Annotated in this window: 15 protein-coding genes; 2 read left to right on the top strand and 13 right to left on the bottom strand. The window is 59.8% G+C overall.

What is annotated here, in order from left to right:
* Window positions 1-67: 67 nt before the first annotated feature.
* The 11 genes from KBY02_RS19460 to KBY02_RS19410 all read right to left on the bottom strand — a co-directional run bounded on the left by KBY02_RS19460 (window position 68) and on the right by KBY02_RS19410 (window position 13,098).
* The gene (locus KBY02_RS19460) at window positions 68-1,477 is read right to left on the bottom strand and encodes an undecaprenyl-phosphate glucose phosphotransferase (RefSeq protein WP_011268295.1); all 1,410 of its coding nucleotides are present in this window, start codon (window positions 1,475-1,477) and stop codon (window positions 68-70) included.
* 13 nt (window positions 1,478-1,490) lie between these two features.
* Window positions 1,491-2,720: a glycosyltransferase family 4 protein gene (locus tag KBY02_RS19455; protein ID WP_096126626.1), complete on the bottom strand. Its 1,230-nt coding sequence runs from the start codon at window positions 2,718-2,720 to the stop codon at window positions 1,491-1,493.
* Window positions 2,721-2,793: 73 nt separating this feature from the next.
* On the bottom strand, window positions 2,794-3,909 hold the full coding sequence (locus tag KBY02_RS19450; protein ID WP_003407613.1) for a glycosyltransferase family 4 protein: 1,116 nt from the start codon (window positions 3,907-3,909) through the stop codon (window positions 2,794-2,796).
* Between the two features lie 104 nt (window positions 3,910-4,013).
* Window positions 4,014-5,219, bottom strand: coding sequence for a glycosyltransferase family 4 protein (locus KBY02_RS19445; protein ID WP_225650692.1), 1,206 nt, complete (start codon window positions 5,217-5,219; stop codon window positions 4,014-4,016).
* On the bottom strand, window positions 5,216-6,217 hold the full coding sequence (locus KBY02_RS19440; RefSeq protein ID WP_024642982.1) for a glycosyltransferase: 1,002 nt from the start codon (window positions 6,215-6,217) through the stop codon (window positions 5,216-5,218). Before KBY02_RS19440 ends, KBY02_RS19445 begins: the two co-directional genes overlap by 4 nt.
* 85 nt (window positions 6,218-6,302) lie before the next feature.
* On the bottom strand, window positions 6,303-6,815 hold the full coding sequence (rfaH, locus tag KBY02_RS19435) for a transcription/translation regulatory transformer protein RfaH (protein ID WP_024642981.1): 513 nt from the start codon (window positions 6,813-6,815) through the stop codon (window positions 6,303-6,305).
* A gap of 52 nt (window positions 6,816-6,867) precedes the next feature.
* The gene (locus KBY02_RS19430) at window positions 6,868-9,075 is read right to left on the bottom strand and encodes a polysaccharide biosynthesis tyrosine autokinase (protein WP_024642980.1); all 2,208 of its coding nucleotides are present in this window, start codon (window positions 9,073-9,075) and stop codon (window positions 6,868-6,870) included.
* The gene (locus KBY02_RS19425; protein ID WP_011268288.1) at window positions 9,076-9,528 is read right to left on the bottom strand and encodes a low molecular weight protein-tyrosine-phosphatase; all 453 of its coding nucleotides are present in this window, start codon (window positions 9,526-9,528) and stop codon (window positions 9,076-9,078) included. It abuts the gene before it with no gap.
* Window positions 9,518-10,453: a glycosyltransferase family 2 protein gene (locus KBY02_RS19420; RefSeq protein ID WP_024638417.1), complete on the bottom strand. Its 936-nt coding sequence runs from the start codon at window positions 10,451-10,453 to the stop codon at window positions 9,518-9,520. The genes KBY02_RS19425 and KBY02_RS19420 overlap by 11 nt, the downstream gene beginning before the upstream one ends.
* 3 nt (window positions 10,454-10,456) lie before the next feature.
* Window positions 10,457-11,971, bottom strand: a complete 1,515-nt coding sequence (locus KBY02_RS19415) for a lipopolysaccharide biosynthesis protein (RefSeq protein ID WP_032626483.1) — start codon at window positions 11,969-11,971, stop codon at window positions 10,457-10,459.
* A 5-nt stretch (window positions 11,972-11,976) separates the two neighbouring features.
* The gene (locus KBY02_RS19410; protein WP_129450770.1) at window positions 11,977-13,098 is read right to left on the bottom strand and encodes a DegT/DnrJ/EryC1/StrS family aminotransferase; all 1,122 of its coding nucleotides are present in this window, start codon (window positions 13,096-13,098) and stop codon (window positions 11,977-11,979) included.
* Between the two features lie 669 nt (window positions 13,099-13,767).
* Between KBY02_RS19410 and KBY02_RS19405 the strand changes: the two genes are divergently transcribed.
* Together KBY02_RS19405 and KBY02_RS19400 are read left to right on the top strand one after the other, a co-directional pair.
* Window positions 13,768-14,958, top strand: coding sequence for a cysteine desulfurase family protein (locus KBY02_RS19405; protein ID WP_225650691.1), 1,191 nt, complete (start codon window positions 13,768-13,770; stop codon window positions 14,956-14,958).
* A gap of 57 nt (window positions 14,959-15,015) precedes the next feature.
* Window positions 15,016-16,824: an aminopeptidase P family protein gene (locus KBY02_RS19400; RefSeq protein ID WP_096126629.1), complete on the top strand. Its 1,809-nt coding sequence runs from the start codon at window positions 15,016-15,018 to the stop codon at window positions 16,822-16,824.
* Window positions 16,825-16,848: 24 nt separating this feature from the next.
* Here the strand turns inward: KBY02_RS19400 and KBY02_RS19395 are convergent, their stop codons facing one another.
* Both KBY02_RS19395 and rhtA read right to left on the bottom strand, forming a co-directional pair.
* Window positions 16,849-17,163 (bottom strand): hypothetical protein, encoded by a 315-nt coding sequence (locus KBY02_RS19395; protein ID WP_003315720.1) that lies wholly within the window; start codon window positions 17,161-17,163, stop codon window positions 16,849-16,851.
* 166 nt (window positions 17,164-17,329) lie between these two features.
* Complete coding sequence (rhtA, locus tag KBY02_RS19390) at window positions 17,330-18,217, bottom strand: threonine/homoserine exporter RhtA (RefSeq protein WP_003407592.1); 888 nt, start codon at window positions 18,215-18,217, stop codon at window positions 17,330-17,332.
* Window positions 18,218-18,786: the final 569 nt, after the last annotated feature.

Raw genomic sequence — 18,786 nt, 5'->3', positions numbered from 1 at the left:
TCATGGCATTGCTCCTTTCGTGTTGCGTACCGAGGGTGTTCGGTGGGTGCTCAGGTCAGCGCAGGCATCAGAAGGCGTTCTTGTTGACGAACCCCTTGAGCAGCGTCAGCAGAATGATTTTCAGGTCCAGCCAGATCGACCAGTGCTCGATGTATTCCAGGTCGAATTCGACACGCATGCGCATCTTGTCCAGCGTGTCGGTCTCGCCGCGCCAGCCGTTGATCTGCGCCCAGCCGGTGATGCCGGGCTTGACCTTGTGGCGCAACATGTAGCCGCTGACCTGCCTGCGGTACTGTTCGTTGTGGGCAATGGCATGGGGGCGTGGGCCGACGATGGACATGTCGCCGAGCAGCACGTTGAAGAACTGCGGCAGCTCATCCAGCGAAGTCCGGCGTAAAAAGCGGCCCAGCGGTGTTACCCGTGTATCGTTGCGCGTCGCCTGCAGCACCACGTCGGTGTTTGCCTGGACGCTCATGCTGCGGAATTTCCAGACCATGATCGAGCGACCGTCCAGCCCGTAGCGGCGCTGGCGGAACAGCACCGGCCCGGCGGAGGTGAGCTTGATGGCTGCCGCGATGATCAGCAGCGGCACAGCGATCAGCAACAGAATCAGGCTCGACAGCACGATGTCTTCGGCGCGTTTGGCCAGGCTCCAGGCGCCGTCCATGGGCGAGTCGAAAATGCTGATGCTGGCCAGGCCGTTGATGCTTTCGCTGCGCGCATGCAGCAGGTCGAACATGAACACATCCGGAATCAGGTACACCGAGGCGGTGGTGTCGCTCAGGCCGGTAATCAACTCGCGCAGTTGCGGTTCGGCGCTGAAGGCGAGGGTGATATACACCTTGTCGATGCGGCCTGCGCGGGCATCGTCGATCAACTGCTGCAGGTCACCCAGTACTCGCGGGCGGCGCTTGTGCGCCTGCAGATTCATCTGCTGCGGGTGCGAGTCGTAGAAGCCGAGCAGGATCAGGCCCATCCAGGGCGCCAGGGCGATGGACCGGGCCAGCCGCTCGCCGACCTGCCCGGTGCCGACGATGGCCACCCGGCGCGTGTTGAAGCCACGCCGACGCAGGGTGTGCAGGGCCAGACGAATCAGCAGCCGGTAGCCGCACAGCACGGCGAGTGCCAGCGCGAACCAGCTCATCTGGCCGTTATCGGGCAATTGCGTCTGGTTGAGCAGCAGGCTGTTCAGCGACAGCAGAGTGATGAAGGTCATCGCCCAGTAACTGAAGACCTTGGTCAGCTCGCGCAGGATGCGCTCGCCGCGCCATGAGCCATACAACTGGTGATACTCGCTGACCCAGTGAAAGACCAGCACCGCGAGGAAAATGTGCGACCAGGCCTCTGTGCTGTCGGTGACCGTCAGCCCGGTTTGCCAGTAACCGATCAGCACGATGACAGCCAGGTCCAGCAAGCGGTGGGCGAGCGAAAGCGCTGACTGGTGGGCACGCAGAATGCCGCGGACTGAAGTACGCATGGGAAGGGCTCGCTCAGACGATTTTCAGGGGGACGACACGGTTCGGCAGCTCGCTGCCGAGGCCGGGTGATGCCTGGGCGACCCGTTGCGACTGAGGCGGGCGCGCCAGATGAACCCCGTGTGAGAGGGCCAGACGGTCTTCGACGAAGGCTTTGATTTCCTGCTCGAAACGCGCGACCGAAAACCGCTCGGCATTGGCCCGGCAGGCCTCGGGAGAAATGCGCGATTGCGCCGCTTCGAATTCGCCGATGGCGGCGATCAGTGACGCTACCGTTTGCTCTCGGTAGAACACGCCGGTCGGCTGCGGGTGATCCAGGCCGCGCACGGTCTCCATGACGCCGCCCTTGGCGAAGGCGATGACCGGCGTACCGCAAGCCTGGGCCTCGACCGGGCTGATGCCGAAATCCTCCTCGGCGGCGAAGACAAACGCCCTGGCGCTGCGCATATGCTCGAGCAGCACGCTGCCTGGCTGAAAACCCAGCAACGTCACGTTGCTCACTTGGCTGGCAATGGCCTGCGCCTTGGGCAGGTCCGGTCCGTCGCCGATCATGATCAGGCGTTTGTCAGGCATGGCGGCAAAGGCTTCGACGATCATCGGCATGCGTTTGTAAGGCACCATTCGCGAGGCACAGAGATAGAAGTCCCCGCGCGCGCCCTGGGCGGTGAAGCCGAGCGTGTCCACCGGCGGGTAGATGACGGTGGAGTCGCGACGATAGGCCTTGATGATGCGCGCGCCGATAAACCCGGAGTTGGCAATGAAGGCGTCCACGCCGGTCGATGTGCGCTGATCCCACAGGCGCATGTAATGCAGGATCAGGCGTGCCAGACCGCCCTTGGCTCCCTTGTTCAGCCCTGATTCCTGGAGGTACTGGTGCTGCAAGTCCCAGGCATAGCGGATCGGCGAGTGCACATAGCTGATGTGCAGTTGGTCCGGGCCGCACAGCACGCCCTTGGCCACCGCATGGCTGCTGCTGATGATCAGGTCATAGCCGGACAGATCCAGTTGCTCGATGGCCAGCGGCATCAGCGGCAGGTAGCGCGAATAGTGTTTGCGCGCGCCGGGCAGCTTCTGGATGAACGTCGTTCTGGCGACCTTGCCATGCAGGTGCGCGCGGTCCTGATCGCTGAGGAAGTCGATGACCGCAAACAGGTCCGCAGCGGGCCAGACGTTGATCAGTGACGCGAGCACGCGCTCGGCGCCGGCGTAACTCACCAGCCAGTCGTGGACGATAGCGATTCTCATGGGCGTTCCTTGCTGTAATGGCCCGCGCTACTGCGGACGCGACGGCGCGCATCCTGGCGTTGCTGTTGTGGGTTCAGGGTTTGCCGCTGGGTGAGTCGGCAGCGACGTGCAGCTTGCTTTGCTGCACGGGGTCAGACGCCAGCAACGTATCGATGCGCTGGGAAAGGCGTTGCGCGGAAAGCTCCCAGGAAAAGCGCTGCACGTTTTGCAGGCCCTGGACGCGCAACGCCTTGCGCAAGGGCGCATCCAGCAGAATGCGCTGCATGGCTGCGGCCATGTGGCTGACGTCCAGCGGGTCGAAATACAGCGCACTGCCCTGCAGAACTTCGGGGATCGATGCGGCATTGGCCGCCAGCACCGGACAGCCGCAGGCCTGGGCTTCGAGCGGCGGGATGCCGAAGCCCTCGTAAAGCGACGGGAACACGAACGCGGTCGCGCCCTGGTATTGCGCGATCAGCTCGGCGTCACTGAGGCGCCCCAGAAAACGGATACGCGGGTCACGGCAGGCGAGGTGTTGCAGGTTCGGGTCGGCGAACAGCGCGCTGGCTGCGCCGACAATGTGCAGCTGCAGATCCGTGTGGCCACGCAGGCTGAGAAAGGCCTGAATCATCCGTCTGAAATTCTTGTGCACGGCCGGCGAAGACACGGCCAACAGGTATTTTGGACGATTCACAGCGGTCGGCCCCGGTATGAAATCGTCGCTGACCGCAGCCGGTACGACGAGCACCTTGTCCTCGGCGTAGCCATAGAACGAGGATATTTCTCTGCGCGAGAAGCTGCTGCCGGTGATCAGCGTTCTGGCGCGCGCCAGCAGGATCGGGGTGATGGTCCGATAGGCCAGCCGGAACAGCCGGGTGTAGCTTTGCGGGTAGCGCACATAGTTGATGTCGTGGTGAGTCGCAATCTGGTTGCCATACAGCATGGGCCCGGTGTTGCTGATCGAGATCAGCAGCGGACTGCCCCGACGTTTCAGGTACAGCGGCAGGTCGATCTGCTCCCACGCATGCCCGGTGGAGCGCCCGATGCAGTGCGCCTCCAGTGCGCTGGCGCAGTCATGCAGTCTGATGTTGTGCGGGGCAACGAATACCAGATCGTCGCGCAGTCGCTTCAGCGCTCGGCACATCTGCTCTGCGTAGCGCTGTACACCACTGATGTCCTGGGTAAGAAACCGTGCATTGATGAAAATCATCTTGAGCGTCCTGCTGATGAAAGTGGGCTGGCGGGTGCCACACCGTGTCCTTGATGTCGTCAAAGGGGGCAATTGCGCCCGTTCGCCGTGTTTTGTGCCAGGTGCTACGTGCTGCGGTCCTGCAAGGTCTGGGCGAAGATGCTTTCGTACTGGTCCAGCATCAGGTCCAGGTTCATCAACGACGCGACGCTGCTGCGTGCCTGGCTGCCGAGGCGTGCCAGCAGTTCGGGCTGCTGATGCAGCCTGAGCATCGCCAGCCCCAGTGAATCGGGGTCATCGGGGCTGCACAGCAAGCCATTGAGCGGTTCCTGAATGATTTCCGTGAGCCCGCCCATGCGGCTGGCGATGACCGGCAGCGAGTGCGCGCACGCCTCGACCGCGACCATGCCGAATGGCTCATTCCACAGGGAAGGCACAATCGCCACGTCGATCTGGCGGTAAAAATTATCGGGTCTCTGCAAGCCGACGAAGCTGATGTCGGGGGACGTGACCATGGCCCTGAAGCGCTTTTCGTCGGATGGCTGTCCGCGCCCGGCAATCTGCAGGGTGGCTTTGAACGGCAGGTGCTGGAACTGCTTGATCAACCACTCCAGCCCCTTGTTGGTCGACAGTGTGCCCAGGTAACCGAAGCGCAACGGTGCGGTATCGACAAGTGCTTTGGGTCGCTCGCGGATCGCTGGCGTAAACGGGCTGGCGTTATGCACCACATACCCTCTCGCGCCCTTGAAATAACCTTGCGCCTGCAGCGTGTCGAGCATGAAGCGGCTGACACCGACCACCGCGCTGACCTGTTCCGACTGTTGTGCATGATGGCTGCGCAACCGTGTACACGTCGTGCACTGGCGCTGACAGCTTTTGCCTTTTCTGAACATCGTGCTTGCCGGGCAGAGCAGGTAGAAGTCATGCAGCACCTGCACGATCGGGCAATCGGCCTGGGTGATCTGGTCCCATGCCGAGACCGACCAGCCTGTCAGGTTATGGCACACCACCAGTTCCGGCTGCTCCAGTTCCATCACGCGCTCCACGTACTCGCGCATGTCCGCGTTGTAGCGATCACGCCAGTGCCAGGCAAACCGCGCCAGTCGTCCTGGGCGCTGGGCCATGAAGTGCCAGTAGCGGTTGAGCAGGCCGGCCCGATAGACCTTCACCCGATTGACCTCCGCCAGCTGCAAGCCAGGCTGGTCGGTGGTGGCCAGTACCGCGACGCTGTGCCCACGCTGCTGTAAGCCCTCGACGGTGCGTTGCAGAATGATTTCTGCGCCGCCGCCGATATCGGGTGCGTAGAGGCTGTTGATGAAAAGGATTTTCATAGCGGGTAGGCCCTGTTCAGGCCCAGCCTGCCGTCTTCGCCCTCGCGAATGGCGTCGTTGAGCAGGTCCAGACGCTGGGCCGCGCCATAGCGCCAGGCATACAGGTTCAGCAGGCAGAGAAAGACCCGGCGATTGAGCCGATAGCTGAGTGTGGAAGCTGCCCAGACATGCCTGTCGAACCAGGCCTGATTGCGCGCTGCGTAGTAAGCGCGCAGATCCGATCCGCCCAGCAGGTAGCTTTCATAGACATTGCGGGTCCGCGCCTTGATGTTCCAGGAGTCTTCCAGATCGTCCAGCCGCGCGTCGGGCACCAGAAACAGCTTTCCGCCGCCGTCGGTGATGCGCCAGGTGTATTCGCTGTCATCGCTGTACAGCTTGAGAGCATCCAGTGGCAGGCCGATCTTTTCGTAAAGGCTGCGATGGGCAAGCAGCCCGCCGTAAGTGGCAAAGGGCAGTTGCACGCGCTGTGGCATCAGCCGGGTCGCGTCGGGCTGGCCCCAGGGCAGACGCCGCCAGATCTTGTACGGCAATTGAGCGATGTGAAAACCGAAGAAGCTTGAGCGCCGCTGGATCGCGTATTGCAGCGGTACACCTGCGGCGATGTCGGCTTGGTGGGTGGGGCGAAAACCGAGCACCGCGCAGTTGTCCTGGCCCTCGACTGTTTGTCGTTCCCATAAGGATCGATGCAATACCTCGATGGCCTGCGCGGTCGGTGCGTTGTCATCGTCCATCAGCCATATGCAGTCGTCTCCGGCCTGCAGCGCGGCCTTGATGCCTACCGAATAGCCATTCGCCGAGCCTGTGTTGTGCGGCAGCCAGATCACCTCAACCCGATCAGGCCACTCATCGCACAGCGCTTGCAGCGGCGCGGTGGAAGCATTGCTGACAACGATCACACGGCCGATCAGCGGGCTTTCCAGCGAGCGGCTGATCAGGGTGTGCAAATAGCTGAAACGGTCACCATAGGTGAGCGTCACCAGGGTGGTCTGGCGCGGCATGGTGTGGTTCCGAGGCTGGTGGAGTAGGCATGCGACACATGTTTTCAGGCACACGTCGTGCGGCAGGTTTCTGCGGATTCCAGTGCTAGGCGCGGGCTTCGATTCGCGACAGGCTGCTGATGGGAAGCACCACTTTTTGCTGGCGCTGCAACATATTGAGCAGAATAACCGCCCGCTGCGTGCCGTCTTTGCTCAGAAAAATGGCCTCGACGTCACCCCAACTGGCATGCGTGATCAGCACCGCGTCGCCTTGGGCAAACTGAGTTTTCGGTGCGGGCGTGGCCAGTCGTTGGCGGATCTGCTCGATCAGATGATCCCGAACCGGCACCGGATGACCACCGAAGGTCACGATGCGCGAGACGCCGCGGGTGGAGCGAATCGGGTACCAGTTGTCTTGTACCTGATCCATGTGAATGAACAGATAGCCGGGGAACAAGGGCTCGCCGGCCTGAACCCTGGTACCGGTTTTTTTTGCATCGGCCTGTAACGGTCGATAGCACTCGAACTGCTGACGCCGCAAATGCTCTTCGGCGCGAGCTTCCTGCCGTGGTTTGGTCTGGATCAGGTACCAGCGGACATCCTGTTCGGAGTGGGACATGGTTAATTCCTTTTAAATGAAACAGCTCGGTCGGCGGCAGGCAGCGTCCCTTCTATCGGGGCGCGGGGTGGTAGTTGTAGCCGTAGGCGGCGCAGTCGTAGTCGGACGTTGTGGCCTTGCGCACCACCGCGTTGAAAATGGCGCCCTTGATCAGGATTCCGTTCTGACCCAGACGGCGTTTGCTGGCTTCGATTTCCTGGACGGTGGTCATGCCAAAGCGCGCCACCAGCAGGCAAGTGCCCGCCTGACGGCCCACCAGCGTCGCGTCGGTCACGGCCAGAATGGGCGGGGTGTCGATCAGAATCAGGTCATACAGCGGCGACAGTTCGGCAAGCATCTTGTGGAAGTTGTCATGCATCAGCAGTTCCGAGGGGTTGGGCGCGGCGAAACCACAGGAGATGAAATCCAGATGCCGGACACGGGTGGTGTTGATGACCTCGGTACAACGCAACCGCGCCGCCAGTGTGTCGGACAGCCCGTGTTTGGGTTGTAGCCCGAAGAGGCGATGCAGATAGCCTTTGCGCATGTCGGCATCGATCAGCAGGACCCGTTTGCCGGTCTGGGCAATGATGGTCGCCAGATTGCTCGATACAAACGATTTGCCGGCACCCGGTGTCGGGCTGGATATCATCAGCACGTTGTTGCGTGCTTCAAGCATGGCGAAGTGCAGGCTTGTGCGCAGGCTGCGCAATGATTCAATCGCCAGCTCGGCGGGCGCCGCGATGCTCAGCAACTTCGACTCCTTGCCGGCATGGTCGCGCTTGTCCAGATGCTCCTGTTGACGAGAGTGAGGCAGCGACGCGTAGACCGGCATACCCAGATTTTCGATGATCTCGGCGCTTTCGACGCCGCGGTAGAACGCCTGGCGCACGAAAACCATGGTCATCGCGACCAGCGCGCCGAGCAGCGTGGCGATCAGCACAATCAGTGTCTTCATCGGTTTCACGGGCCTTTCGACATTGGTGTCGGCGTTGTCAATGACCCGTACGTTGCCGATGTTGCCGGCGCGCAGAATGTCCTGCTCCTGGCTTTTGTTGAGCATCAGCGTGTAGGTCTGGCTGATGACCTGCATATCGCGGGTCAGACGCAACAACTCCTGCTGGGTCATGGGCAGCGCGTCGATTTTTTTCAGCAGGCCCTGGCGCTGTTGTTCCAGCTGGTTTATCTGGCTCATCAGACTGCGATAGGTCGGGTGCTCACGGGTATACAGCCGTTCCAGTTCGACGCGTTTGAGTTTCAGCTCAGACAGCATCGAGTCGAGACTGACCACCTGGTCAAGCACCCCCTTGGTTTCGATACTCAGGTCCACCGATCGGGCGCTGGTCTGGAAGGTATTCAGTGCGGTTTCCGATTCCTCGAGCTGCTTGCGCACGGCCGGTAACTGCGAGCGCAGGAACTGCAGCCGCTGGGCGGCTTCAGCCGAACTGCGCTCGACGTTCTGACGTACGTACAGATGGCTGACCTCATCGAGAATCCGGTTGGCCCTTTGTGCGTCCTGGTCCTCGATCGACAGATAGATGATGCCCGAGTCCCTGCCGGCCTCGGCGATCTTCAGGCGGTTCTGATAGATCAGCGCGGTGCTGAGTGTGCGCTGTCTGGAGACAGTGAAGTCGGTACCGGGCCGGGCCTGCAGCGTAGCGACCTGAATCTTGATGCCGTGGCCTTCGACCACGCGATTGATCGCACCACCGAGCAGCAGAGTGTGTTCGCTATCGTAGAGCGAGAACTGGCCGGGTTTGCCTGCGGTCAGGGTGAGTTTTTCACCCAGCAGGTGCTCCGGCACTTCCAGTTGGAACACCTCTATTTTTTCGCCGCCCCACGCGTAGTGGGTCAGGCCGAACAAAGGCTGCGCCAGTTCACCTTCGCGTGCAGGCTTGAAGGTGCGATACAGATAAGGACCGATCACGGGAAACAAATCAGGTGTCTGGAGCCTATTGAGCTGCAGATCGTCGACGACCTTGCCCAGCAGTGCGCGGGACTTGATCAGCTCGATCTCGGTGGTCGCCTGCGACACCGAGAGTGGCTTGGCACTGACCTCCGGCGTGCCCTCGATGCCGATTTTCCGGGGCTCTATCTGAATCATGGCGGTGGCCTGATACACCGGCGTGGCCAGAATGGCATAGCCCAGGCCGATCAGAAAAAACACGCCGACGGTCCACAGGATCAGGGCTTTGTGATCGAACAGCATGCGCAGGACTGTTGCCAGATCAATCCGGGAGTCCGGTTGGAAATTCAGGGAAGGATGGTTCATGGCGGTCATTTATCCTGTTGCTCCTGACTGAAAATGGGGAAGCCAGTCGTCAATGCAGCGTGAGAGCTGCGCGTAGGTCTGTTCGAAGGCCGACGCGGGTCGTCGGTAAGGGTCGGTGATGTCGAGCGGGTCCTGCCATTTACCGATCAGAAAGGCTTTGCCGCGCACTTCGGGGGCAAGGTCGAGGACGTCGGAAAAATGCGCCTGCTCCATCAGCAGGATCAGGTCGGCCTGGCGCAGCAGCTCGCGACTCATCTGGCGAGCGGCATGCCGCTGAGGTTGAACCCGGTGCGACTGCAGAACCGCATGTGCTGTCGGGTCGATCGACGAACCCGATAACGCAGCGATGCCTGCCGACTGAATACGTACCTGTGTGGCTTTCAGGCGTTGATGCAGCATCGCGACGGCCATCGGGCTGCGGCAGACGTTGCCCACGCACACCACCAGCACACTACTGAACATGAGCTTTGCCGGTGGCTGGCAACAGGCGCCTGGCCAGGTTGCCGATCACGTTGCCTGCCACTTTGCACAGCGTCTGCAACTTGTGGCGGGGGGCGAGTGCCGCCAGCGACAGGCACACCGTCTGCATCAGGAAATACTGGTACAGCGGCTGATTGCCGAGGCGGTTGTAATAGTTGGCCAGGCTTGAGCAGGTCTGCAGGTTCATATGCAACTTGCGTTTGTCACTGCGCATCGAGAACACCCCTCCAGGGTGCATCCGATAGGCGGCCGGCTTGATCCCGGCCATGAACTTGCCCTTGCCGTAGGCCCCCAGCAACGACCACCAGCACATATCGTTCAACGGCGCGCTGCACAGGCTCAATTCGGGTGGCATCTGGCTGAACACATTGCGAAAGCAGACGGTCAGGGTCGACAGGCGTCTTGCCTGTTGCAACTCCAGTGCCGAGGCATCGGCGCGCAGATGGCCTTGCAACTGCACGCCATACTGGCCGTGCTCATCGAAGACGAACGCGTCGTGATAGGTGATGACGTAATCCGCATGAGCTTCGAGAAAGTCCACTTGCTGCTGCAGCTTTCGCGGATCGGTCCAATAGTCGTCGGCTTCGCAGTAGGCGATGTAGCGACCGCGTGCATCGCCAAACAGGCCCGGGACGCACGCTCTGCCCTGACTGTACTGATTGACCTGCTGATAGAAGGCCCGAATGATCGTCGGATGCCGCTCGGCGTAGTGCGCAATGATGCGCGCGGTGGCGTCTGTGGAGGCGTCGTCGTTGATCAGGATTTCGTACCTGAAATCGGTCTGCTGTGCCAAAAGCCCGTCCAGCGCCTGAGCGATGAAGGCCTCCTGGTTGTAGGCAGGGCATATGATGCTCAGCAGCGGCGGTGCCAGACAGGTTTCGTCGGTATTTTTTACAGTGTCGTCCATGGCTCAAGTACTCGGTTTACTGAACAGAACATAGAGTTTCGATGCCAGCGGCCTGTGACTCGCCGCCACCAGCGTCAGCGTGACAAGGCCGCTGAGTGCGAGTGCCAGAAGCAGGCTGGCACGGCTTTCACCGGCAATCAGATTGAAGACGGGGGCGCTGACCACCAGGCCTGCGGCGGTCATCGCGCTGATACGCAGGATGTCGCTCAACCACTGGCGGTGAAGACCGGGCGCCAGATGTCGATGCACGATGACTGGCCATATCGCGAAGGACGTCGCACGCAGAAAAAACCACGCCAACGCCGCGCCGTACACGCCTTGGTAATGGATCGCCAGAATCATCACCGGCACGCTGACCAGCGTCGAAATCAGGCTGTACCACAGGTGCAAATGCATCCGGCCGTAGGTGTATTGCAAATAGAACTGAAAGGCACTGGCGGCCATTATGGCGCTGCCCAGTGCATACCAGCCCAGCACCGGACGACTCCAGCGTGCAGCGACCGGATCGCCGGTCCAGGCGAGGATCAATGGCTCTGCATACAGGGTAATGACCGCAGCCAGCGGGAACAGAAAGGTACAGGCGAGACGATTGGCGGCCAGAAACAAGGCGTGCATCTCGTCGCGCCGCCCCTCGGCCATCAACACGGTCAGGCGCGGCAGCAGCGTCTGAACCAGCGGGTTGGTCAGCATCACGATGCCGGTGGCGATCAACGCCACCAGTGAGAAGTAGCCGTACTGGTCCAGCGGCAACAGATTCGACAGAAGTGCCTTGTCCACCTGGGTCAGCACAATCCACAGCACAGCGCTCAGCGACAGGCTGGCGGCAAAGGGCAGCAGCGGCTTGATCAATGGCCAGTCCAGGCCGGTCAGCCAATGTGGCGCAGGCATCTGCCCGCGGGCCTTGCCAGCAAACAGCAGGGTTTCGATCAGCCCCACCGCCAGTTGAAATTCAAAGAAGTCCTGCGGGTCCCGGGAAAACTGACTGACCAGCACCAGGCCGCCGAAGTAGCGCAACGTGGCGATCGACACATTGGCGGCGTTGAGCCAGCCATGTTGTTCAAGGCCCTGAATGCCGCTTTTGTACAGTGTCGAATACAGACGCAGGGCAATGATGATGCCCATCAAGGTGATGCAATGCGTCAGCGTGTCAGGTTGTAACGTGTTCGCGTTCAGCCAGTGCGCAGCGATCCAGGGGCTGGCGACACAGATCAGCAGGGCGCTGAACATGGCCATCGGCAGAAAGATCAGTTCGAACGAGCGCAACAGACGGCCCAGATAGTGTTTGCTTGCAGGAGTGTCTCGCCCGTGCGCCACGGCACGCACCAGGCTGGGCGACAGACCGGCATCCAGCAATTGCAGCCAGGCTTGCAGCAGGGTGAAGAAACCGATCAGGCCGTACGCTTCGGCACCCAGGTGGCCCAGATAGAACGGCATGATCAGAATGCCGATCAGCAGCACATAAGCCTGCCCGCCGTAATTCAGAAGGGTGTTGCGGATGAGGGAATGTTTGCCTGGCATGATCGTCAGCAGACCCGCGCAACGGTGCAAGCCCGGTAGTCAGCTTCAGTCACAGTGCAGGCTTCGATCAGGGTGCGGATCACCAGGTCCTGCTCGCTTCTCAGCAGGCCTGGATAGATCGGCAGGCACAGCACTCGTTCGCTCAACGCTCTGGAGACCGGCTGGCCGGGTTGAGGCTGCAGATATTCAAGGGTGTCCAGCGAGGGGTAGAAGTAGCGGCGGGGGTTGATCTTGTGCTGGTTGAGTGCTGTGCGCACGCTCAACAGTTGTTGCTCGTCGCGCAGGGCCACAGGGTAATAGCTGTGATTCAACTGGCTGTCGGCTTGGGGTGTCTGCAGATCCAGATAGTCTTGCAGCGATGAGGTGTAGTGATCGGCTATCTCTACGCGCTGTTCGAGAATGCTGTCGATATTGTCGAGAACGCACAGCCCCATGGCGGCGGAGAACTCGTTGAGCTTGGCGTTAATGCCGATCCCATCGATCCGGTCGACGCCGGAAATGCCGAAGTTGCACATCAGATGGGCCTGTCTGGCCAGTTCGTCATCGTTGGTGATGATCGCGCCACCTTCAATGGTGTGAAACAGTTTGGTGGCGTGAAAACTCAGGGTGCTGATATCGCCATGATTGAGCACCGACTGGCCGGCGTGACGCACGGCGAATGCGTGTGCGCCGTCATAGACGACCTTGAGCTTGTGCTCGCGGGCTATGTGCTCAATGGCTTGCACGTCACAAGGATTGCCAAACACGTGGGTGGCGACGATCGCAGTGGTGTCTTCGGCAATACTGTTTTCGATGTGTTTGGGCGAGATGTTCCAGGTGTGAGCATCGATATCGGCAAAGATGGGCCGGATACCTTCCCACTGCAGCGAGCTGCTGGTCGCGACAAAACTGAATGGCGTGGTCACTGCGCTGCCACTCAGGCCGAGAGCCCGATAGGCCACTTGCAGAGCCAGGGTGCCGTTGTTGGTCAGAATAATGTGCCTGACACCCAGGTAGTCCTTGAGTCGATCCGTCAGTTCCCTGGCCAGCGGACCGTGATTGGTCAGCCAGCCACGTGCGTAGATGCCTTCGACGTAGCGTTTGAACTGGTCGATATCACCCAGATACGTCTTGGTCACGTTAATCATCGAAGCCTCCATGTTTCTTTGAATCAGCGCGTTGCCAAGCGGGTGACCGGGCATCTGTCGCAGAGGTACGTTGATTGCCGGGCACGCTACCGCCGAATCGTGTCGATCCAGTCAGGGCATTGCTTACACAGAATCAACGCGTAAGCGTCGAGTGGGTCGCATTGCAACAGGCAACGCTACCGCCACACCGAACGCATTCAGCATTTTAAAAAGGAAGTGAGAGTCAACAGACATCCGCCAGCGCCTGATAAGCGCCGTGGAAATAACTGACAGAGTGAGACGGAACAACAGTCAACTTCGGCTGATTATTCCGACGCCATGCTCTGCGGCATGTGCGTAAAACCGGAATGTGCCTGACGGTCCTATATATCGGTGGCGGCAGGGTATCTGTCAAATTATTTCGTCAGGTTTCTGTTAGATTTTTGATAAATGGTAGGGTAGTGAATCTAACGTACTGATTTATATGTATGTCAAAAAAATATCATCCGCCGATGTGTATTTAATGACACAACCGACCGCTTCTCTCAGACGTCAAGAGATAAACAGATTTTTTACGACAGTACCTTTTTATATATTCTATTTTTGTCTATATAAATTCTAATTGATAATTTTTGGTTCTATTTGATTTCGTGCATGATCCTCTTCATGGTCTGTGAACGAGGAACGCGCATGAACGAGCCAGTGCTGTATTTTGATTCCGCTGCCACTACGCCTGTGGACGAGCGTGTCATCAGGGTGATGGTCGATTGCCTGGGGGCGTCGGGCAACTTCGGCAACCCTGCCTCCAGCTCCCATTCGTTTGGCCAAAAGGCCCGCCTTGCAGTGGAACTTGCCCGTGAGCAGGTTGCGCATCTGGTGGGTGCGCAAGCCTCGCAGATCATCTGGACTTCCGGCGCGACCGAGTCCAGCAATCTGGCACTCAAGGGGGTGGCTCAGGAACGTGCCAAGCGGCAAGCCGCCGCCGGAGGCAGACCTGGTCATATCATCACCAGCCTGATCGAGCACAAGGCTACCCTCGACACTGCTCGTCAACTTGAGGAACAGGGCGTCGATGTCACCTGGCTGGCGCCGGACAGCGAGGGTCTGATCAGTGCCGATGCAGTCAGTGCAGCCTTGCGTGACGATACCTTTCTGGTCTCGCTGATGCTGGTCAATAACGAGCTGGGTACCGTCAACGACATCGCCGAAATCGGCAGGCGCGTACGTGGGCACGGGGCGCTGCTGCATGTCGACGCTGCACAGGGCGCTGGCAAGCTGCCGATCGACCTCAGCCAGCTCGCGGTGGATTTGATGTCGCTCTCGGCACACAAGATCTACGGGCCCAAAGGCATTGGCGCCTTGTATGTCGGCCCGCGTGCGCAGCAGCGTGTTCTCGCCCAGATTCACGGGGGAGGGCACGAATGCGGCCTGCGCTCCGGGACGCTGGCGACGCATCAGATCGCCGGAATGGGCGCGGCTTTTGCCCTGGCGGCAGAAGTGCTTGAAGAGGAGGCGGTTGAAATACAGCGCTTGAGCGATCTTCTTTGTGATCGCCTGGCCGAGATCCCCGGCGTGTGTATAAACGGCAGTCCCACGCAGCGGATTGCCCACACACTCAGTTTTACTTTTACCCATAACGATCTGGACGTCGCCGCGCTGGGTGAGAGCCTCGCCTTTTCGTCCACCTCCGCCTGCAACTCGGCGAAAAACCTGCCGTCGCATGTCCTGCTCGCCCTGGGACTGAGCCCGCAGGCCGCCAGCCAGACCATACGCCTGAGTCTGGGGCGCTTCACTCGCGAGCAGGACATAGCGCGCGCAGCTGACTTGATTCGCGCCTCTTTGATTGAGCCAGCGTTCTGGGCGGTTGCTCAGGCTCGGTGAGTGCTCCATTATCTGAACCAATGAAAGCAGTCAATTTCCGGGTCAGCAGGAGAGTCAATGAGCACGCAATCCAATGCCAGTTCAGACGTGGCAGAACGTTTGGCGCAAACCCGCGCCTTGATGAGCAGGGAGCGCATCGATGCCTATCTGGTGCCGTCAGCGGATCCGCACCTCTCCGAATACCTGCCCGGCTATTGGCAGGGGCGCCAGTGGCTGTCGGGTTTTCACGGCTCGGTCGGTACACTGATCATCACGCAGGATTTTGCCGGCATATGGGCTGACAGCCGCTACTGGGAACAGGCCACCAAAGAGCTGGCCGGCAGTGGCATCGAGCTGGTGAAACTGGTGCCCGGCCAGCAAGGTCCGCTCGAATGGCTGGCAGACGAGGCCAAGGCCGAGAGCGTGGTGGCCGTTGATGGGGCGGTTCTCGCCGTTGCTTCTTCGCGAACCCTGGCAAGCAAGCTCTATGAACGTGGCGCGCGGCTGCGAACCGACATCGACCTGCTCACCGAGCTGTGGCAGGACCGCCCCGCGTTGCCGTCTCACCCGATTTACGAGCATTTGCCTCCCCAGGCGTCACTGGACCGTAGCGCAAAACTTGCGCGGGTTCGTCAGATCATCGCCGAGCGAAAGGCTGACTGGCACTTCATTGCAACGCTGGACGACATCGCCTGGCTGTTCAATCTGCGTGGCGCAGACGTTTCCTACAATCCGGTGTTCATCGCATTTGCCTTGATCGGTCCGCAAAGCGTCACGCTGTTCGTGGACTCGAAGAAAGTGCCGGACCCGGTAAGTGCGCGCCTGGAGCGCGACGGCATCAACCTCATGGAGTACACGCAGATTGGCGCCGCCTTGCGCGAGCTGCCGAAGGACGCGCGACTGCTGGTCGATCCGGCCCGGGTTACCTGCGGGCTGCTCGATTACCTGGACAGTGAAGTCACGCTAGTTGAAGGGCTTAACCCGAGCACGTTACTGAAGTCGCAAAAAACCGAAGCCGATACGGCCCACATCCGTCAGGCAATGGAGCAGGACGGCGCAGCGCTTTGCGAGTTCTTCGCCTGGCTGGACAGTGCGCTGGGGCGAGAGCCTGTAAGCGAACTGACCATTGATGAAAAGCTCACGCAGGCACGCGAGCGGCGTCCGGGCTATGTCTCGCCGAGCTTTGCCACCATTGCAGGCTTCAACGCCAATGGCGCGATGCCACATTACCGCGCGACCGAGGCGGAGCATGCGCGGATAGAAGGTGATGGGCTGCTGCTGATCGATTCGGGCGGCCAGTACCTTGGCGGTACCACCGACATCACGCGCATGGTGGCGATCGGAACACCGAGTGCCGAACAGAAGCAGGACTGTACGCGCGTCCTCAAGGGTGTGATCGCGCTGTCGCGTGCTCATTTTCCCAAGGGCATTCTGTCGCCGCTGCTGGACGCAATTGCCCGAGCGCCTATCTGGAGTGAGGGTGTCAATTACGGCCACGGCACCGGGCATGGTGTGGGGTATTTCCTGAATGTGCACGAGGGGCCGCAGGTCATTGCCTATCAGGCGCCGGCAACGCCGCAGACGGCCATGCTGCCGGGCATGATCACGTCCATCGAGCCGGGTACGTACCGTCCTGGACGCTGGGGGGTGCGTATCGAAAACCTGGTGATCAATCAGGAAGCCGGCAAAACCGAGTTCGGCGAGTTTCTGCGCTTTGAAACCCTTACGCTGTGTCCGATCGACACCCGTTGCCTTGAGGTGTCGATGTTGAACGCAGAAGAGCGCGCCTGGCTGAACGACTACCATGTGCAGGTTCTGAAGCGGTTGAGCCCACTGCTGCAGGGCACTGCGCTGTTGTGGCTGCAGGCCCGCACGATCCCCGTCTGATCAAGGCTCTGCGTTGCCGCGGGCTTAGTCCTGCGGCGACGGATCGGCCAGAGGTGCAGCTTTCCTGCACACGATGATCATGCTGCGGCTGGTGTAGCCCGCCGGGTTCAGGCCGAACGGATAGTCTTCGGGCTCCTCGGTGGCATCGCCGGACTTCGCGATCACCTTGAAAGTCCTCGACGCGCAGGAGTTGGTAGCCAGTTCGTAGCATTTTGCCCAGGACGATGTGAGGCCTGAGCAGTTGATGTGGATGCCTCGCTTGCTTTGCGTGACGGGTTTGGACGTGGCTGCACAACCTGCCACAGCCAGTATGGCCAATACGACAAAAATGTATTTCATTCCTTTCCTTAGCGGGCCATTGCTGATCGCGATCCATCCGATTGACTGGACCATGAGTCTTTTGAACTGTAACGCATAGCCACCGAAGATAAATCGGTCAGGTACAAACATGGCGCATGCGCGTTACAAATGCTAGTGCCATATGGCTTCTTGCTGCGTGGTAAGTTCAGTCGGCCGGCACCAGTTGAGGTTTGCTGTTTGCCGAGCCAAGGGTTGCACCGATGGACGCGAAGATGATTGCGCCGATCGCCAGCCATTGAGTCAGTGAAAGGCTTTCATGAAGAAACATCAGGCCTGAAAGCGCAGCGAAGACGGGTTCCAGGCTTGCCAGTGTGCCAAATGTACGCGCCGACATGCGCGTCAGGGCAATCATCTCCAGGCTATAGGGCAGGGCAGTCGAGAGGATGGCGACACCCAATGCTGCGGGTATCAGTGAAATATCCAGTAACGCAGAGCCTGCGTGTATCACGCCTATCGGCCCTATAAAGAGCGCGGCAATCACGACGCCGAGCGCTGCTGTCTGCACACCGTTGTCGGCGCCGGCCTTGTGACCGAACACGATGTACGCGGCCCAGCACACACCGGCGCCCAAGGCGTAGCCGGCACCGAGCAGATCAATTGCGGCAGATGAGGTCCCCAGAGGGATCAACAGCAGCAAGCCAATGACTGCCAGAGTCACCCAGAGAAAATCGATGGGCTTGCGGGAGGACAGCAAAGCCACCGCCAGCGGACCGGTGAACTCAAGGGCTACTGCAATTCCCAGGGGTACTGTCTGCAACGACATATAGAAGAGAAGGTTCATGCAGCCCAGCGCAACGCCGTAGATCACCACAGTGCGTAACGACTTTGCAGTCAGATTCGCCCGCCACGGGCGCAGGACGGCAACCAGGATAAGGCTGGCGAATACCAGCCTGAGTGTTGTGGTGCCTTGCGCGCCCACGACAGGGAAAAGACTCTTTGCCAGCGACGCGCCGCTTTGAATGGAGATCATGGCGATCATCAGCAGTCCCAGAGGGAACAGGGCAGAGGCTATGTTGCGGGATTTCTCAGACATTTCAGATGTACATCCTGGGTGTGATCCGGGCACAGGTAATGGCGCATGATGCGGAATAATCAATGAATGGGCAATATATTGCGCAAGGTGTGCGTGCTCTTCTATATAGGTAATCACGAAACGGTCAATTTCGGCGATTTTAAAATTAACGGTTGACGCCCTCTGTGAGGTGTCTATAATTCGCCCCACTTCCGGCGCAGACGGAGACGAAAAAGCCTTGTAGATCAATAGATTGCAAGGGTTTGGAGTGAGGAGTCAGCGAGGAAGCAGGTCGGGTCTAGAGTGATCGACAGCGGTGAGAAAAAAGAGTTTGACACGCGGTTGTAACGCTGTAGAATTCGCCTCCGCTGATGAGCAACTCAAGAGTTGATCGCAGCGCAAGTGGTTGAAGTTGCAAAGGAAACTTTGAAAACTTCTTGAAATAACCGCTTGACAGATACAGAGGACGCTGTAGAATGCGTGCCTCGGTTGAGACGAAAGGTCTTAACCCACCGCTCTTTAACAACTGAATCAAGCAATTCGTGTGGGTGCTTGTGGTGTCAGACTGAAGTCAACAGATTATCAGCAAC

It is taken from the genome of Pseudomonas sp. P129, assembly GCF_020312195.1.
GTDB lineage: Bacteria > Pseudomonadota > Gammaproteobacteria > Pseudomonadales > Pseudomonadaceae > Aquipseudomonas > Aquipseudomonas fragariae.
Note: the sequence above shows the minus strand (reverse complement) of the source record. Positions and strands in the feature narration are given on the sequence as shown.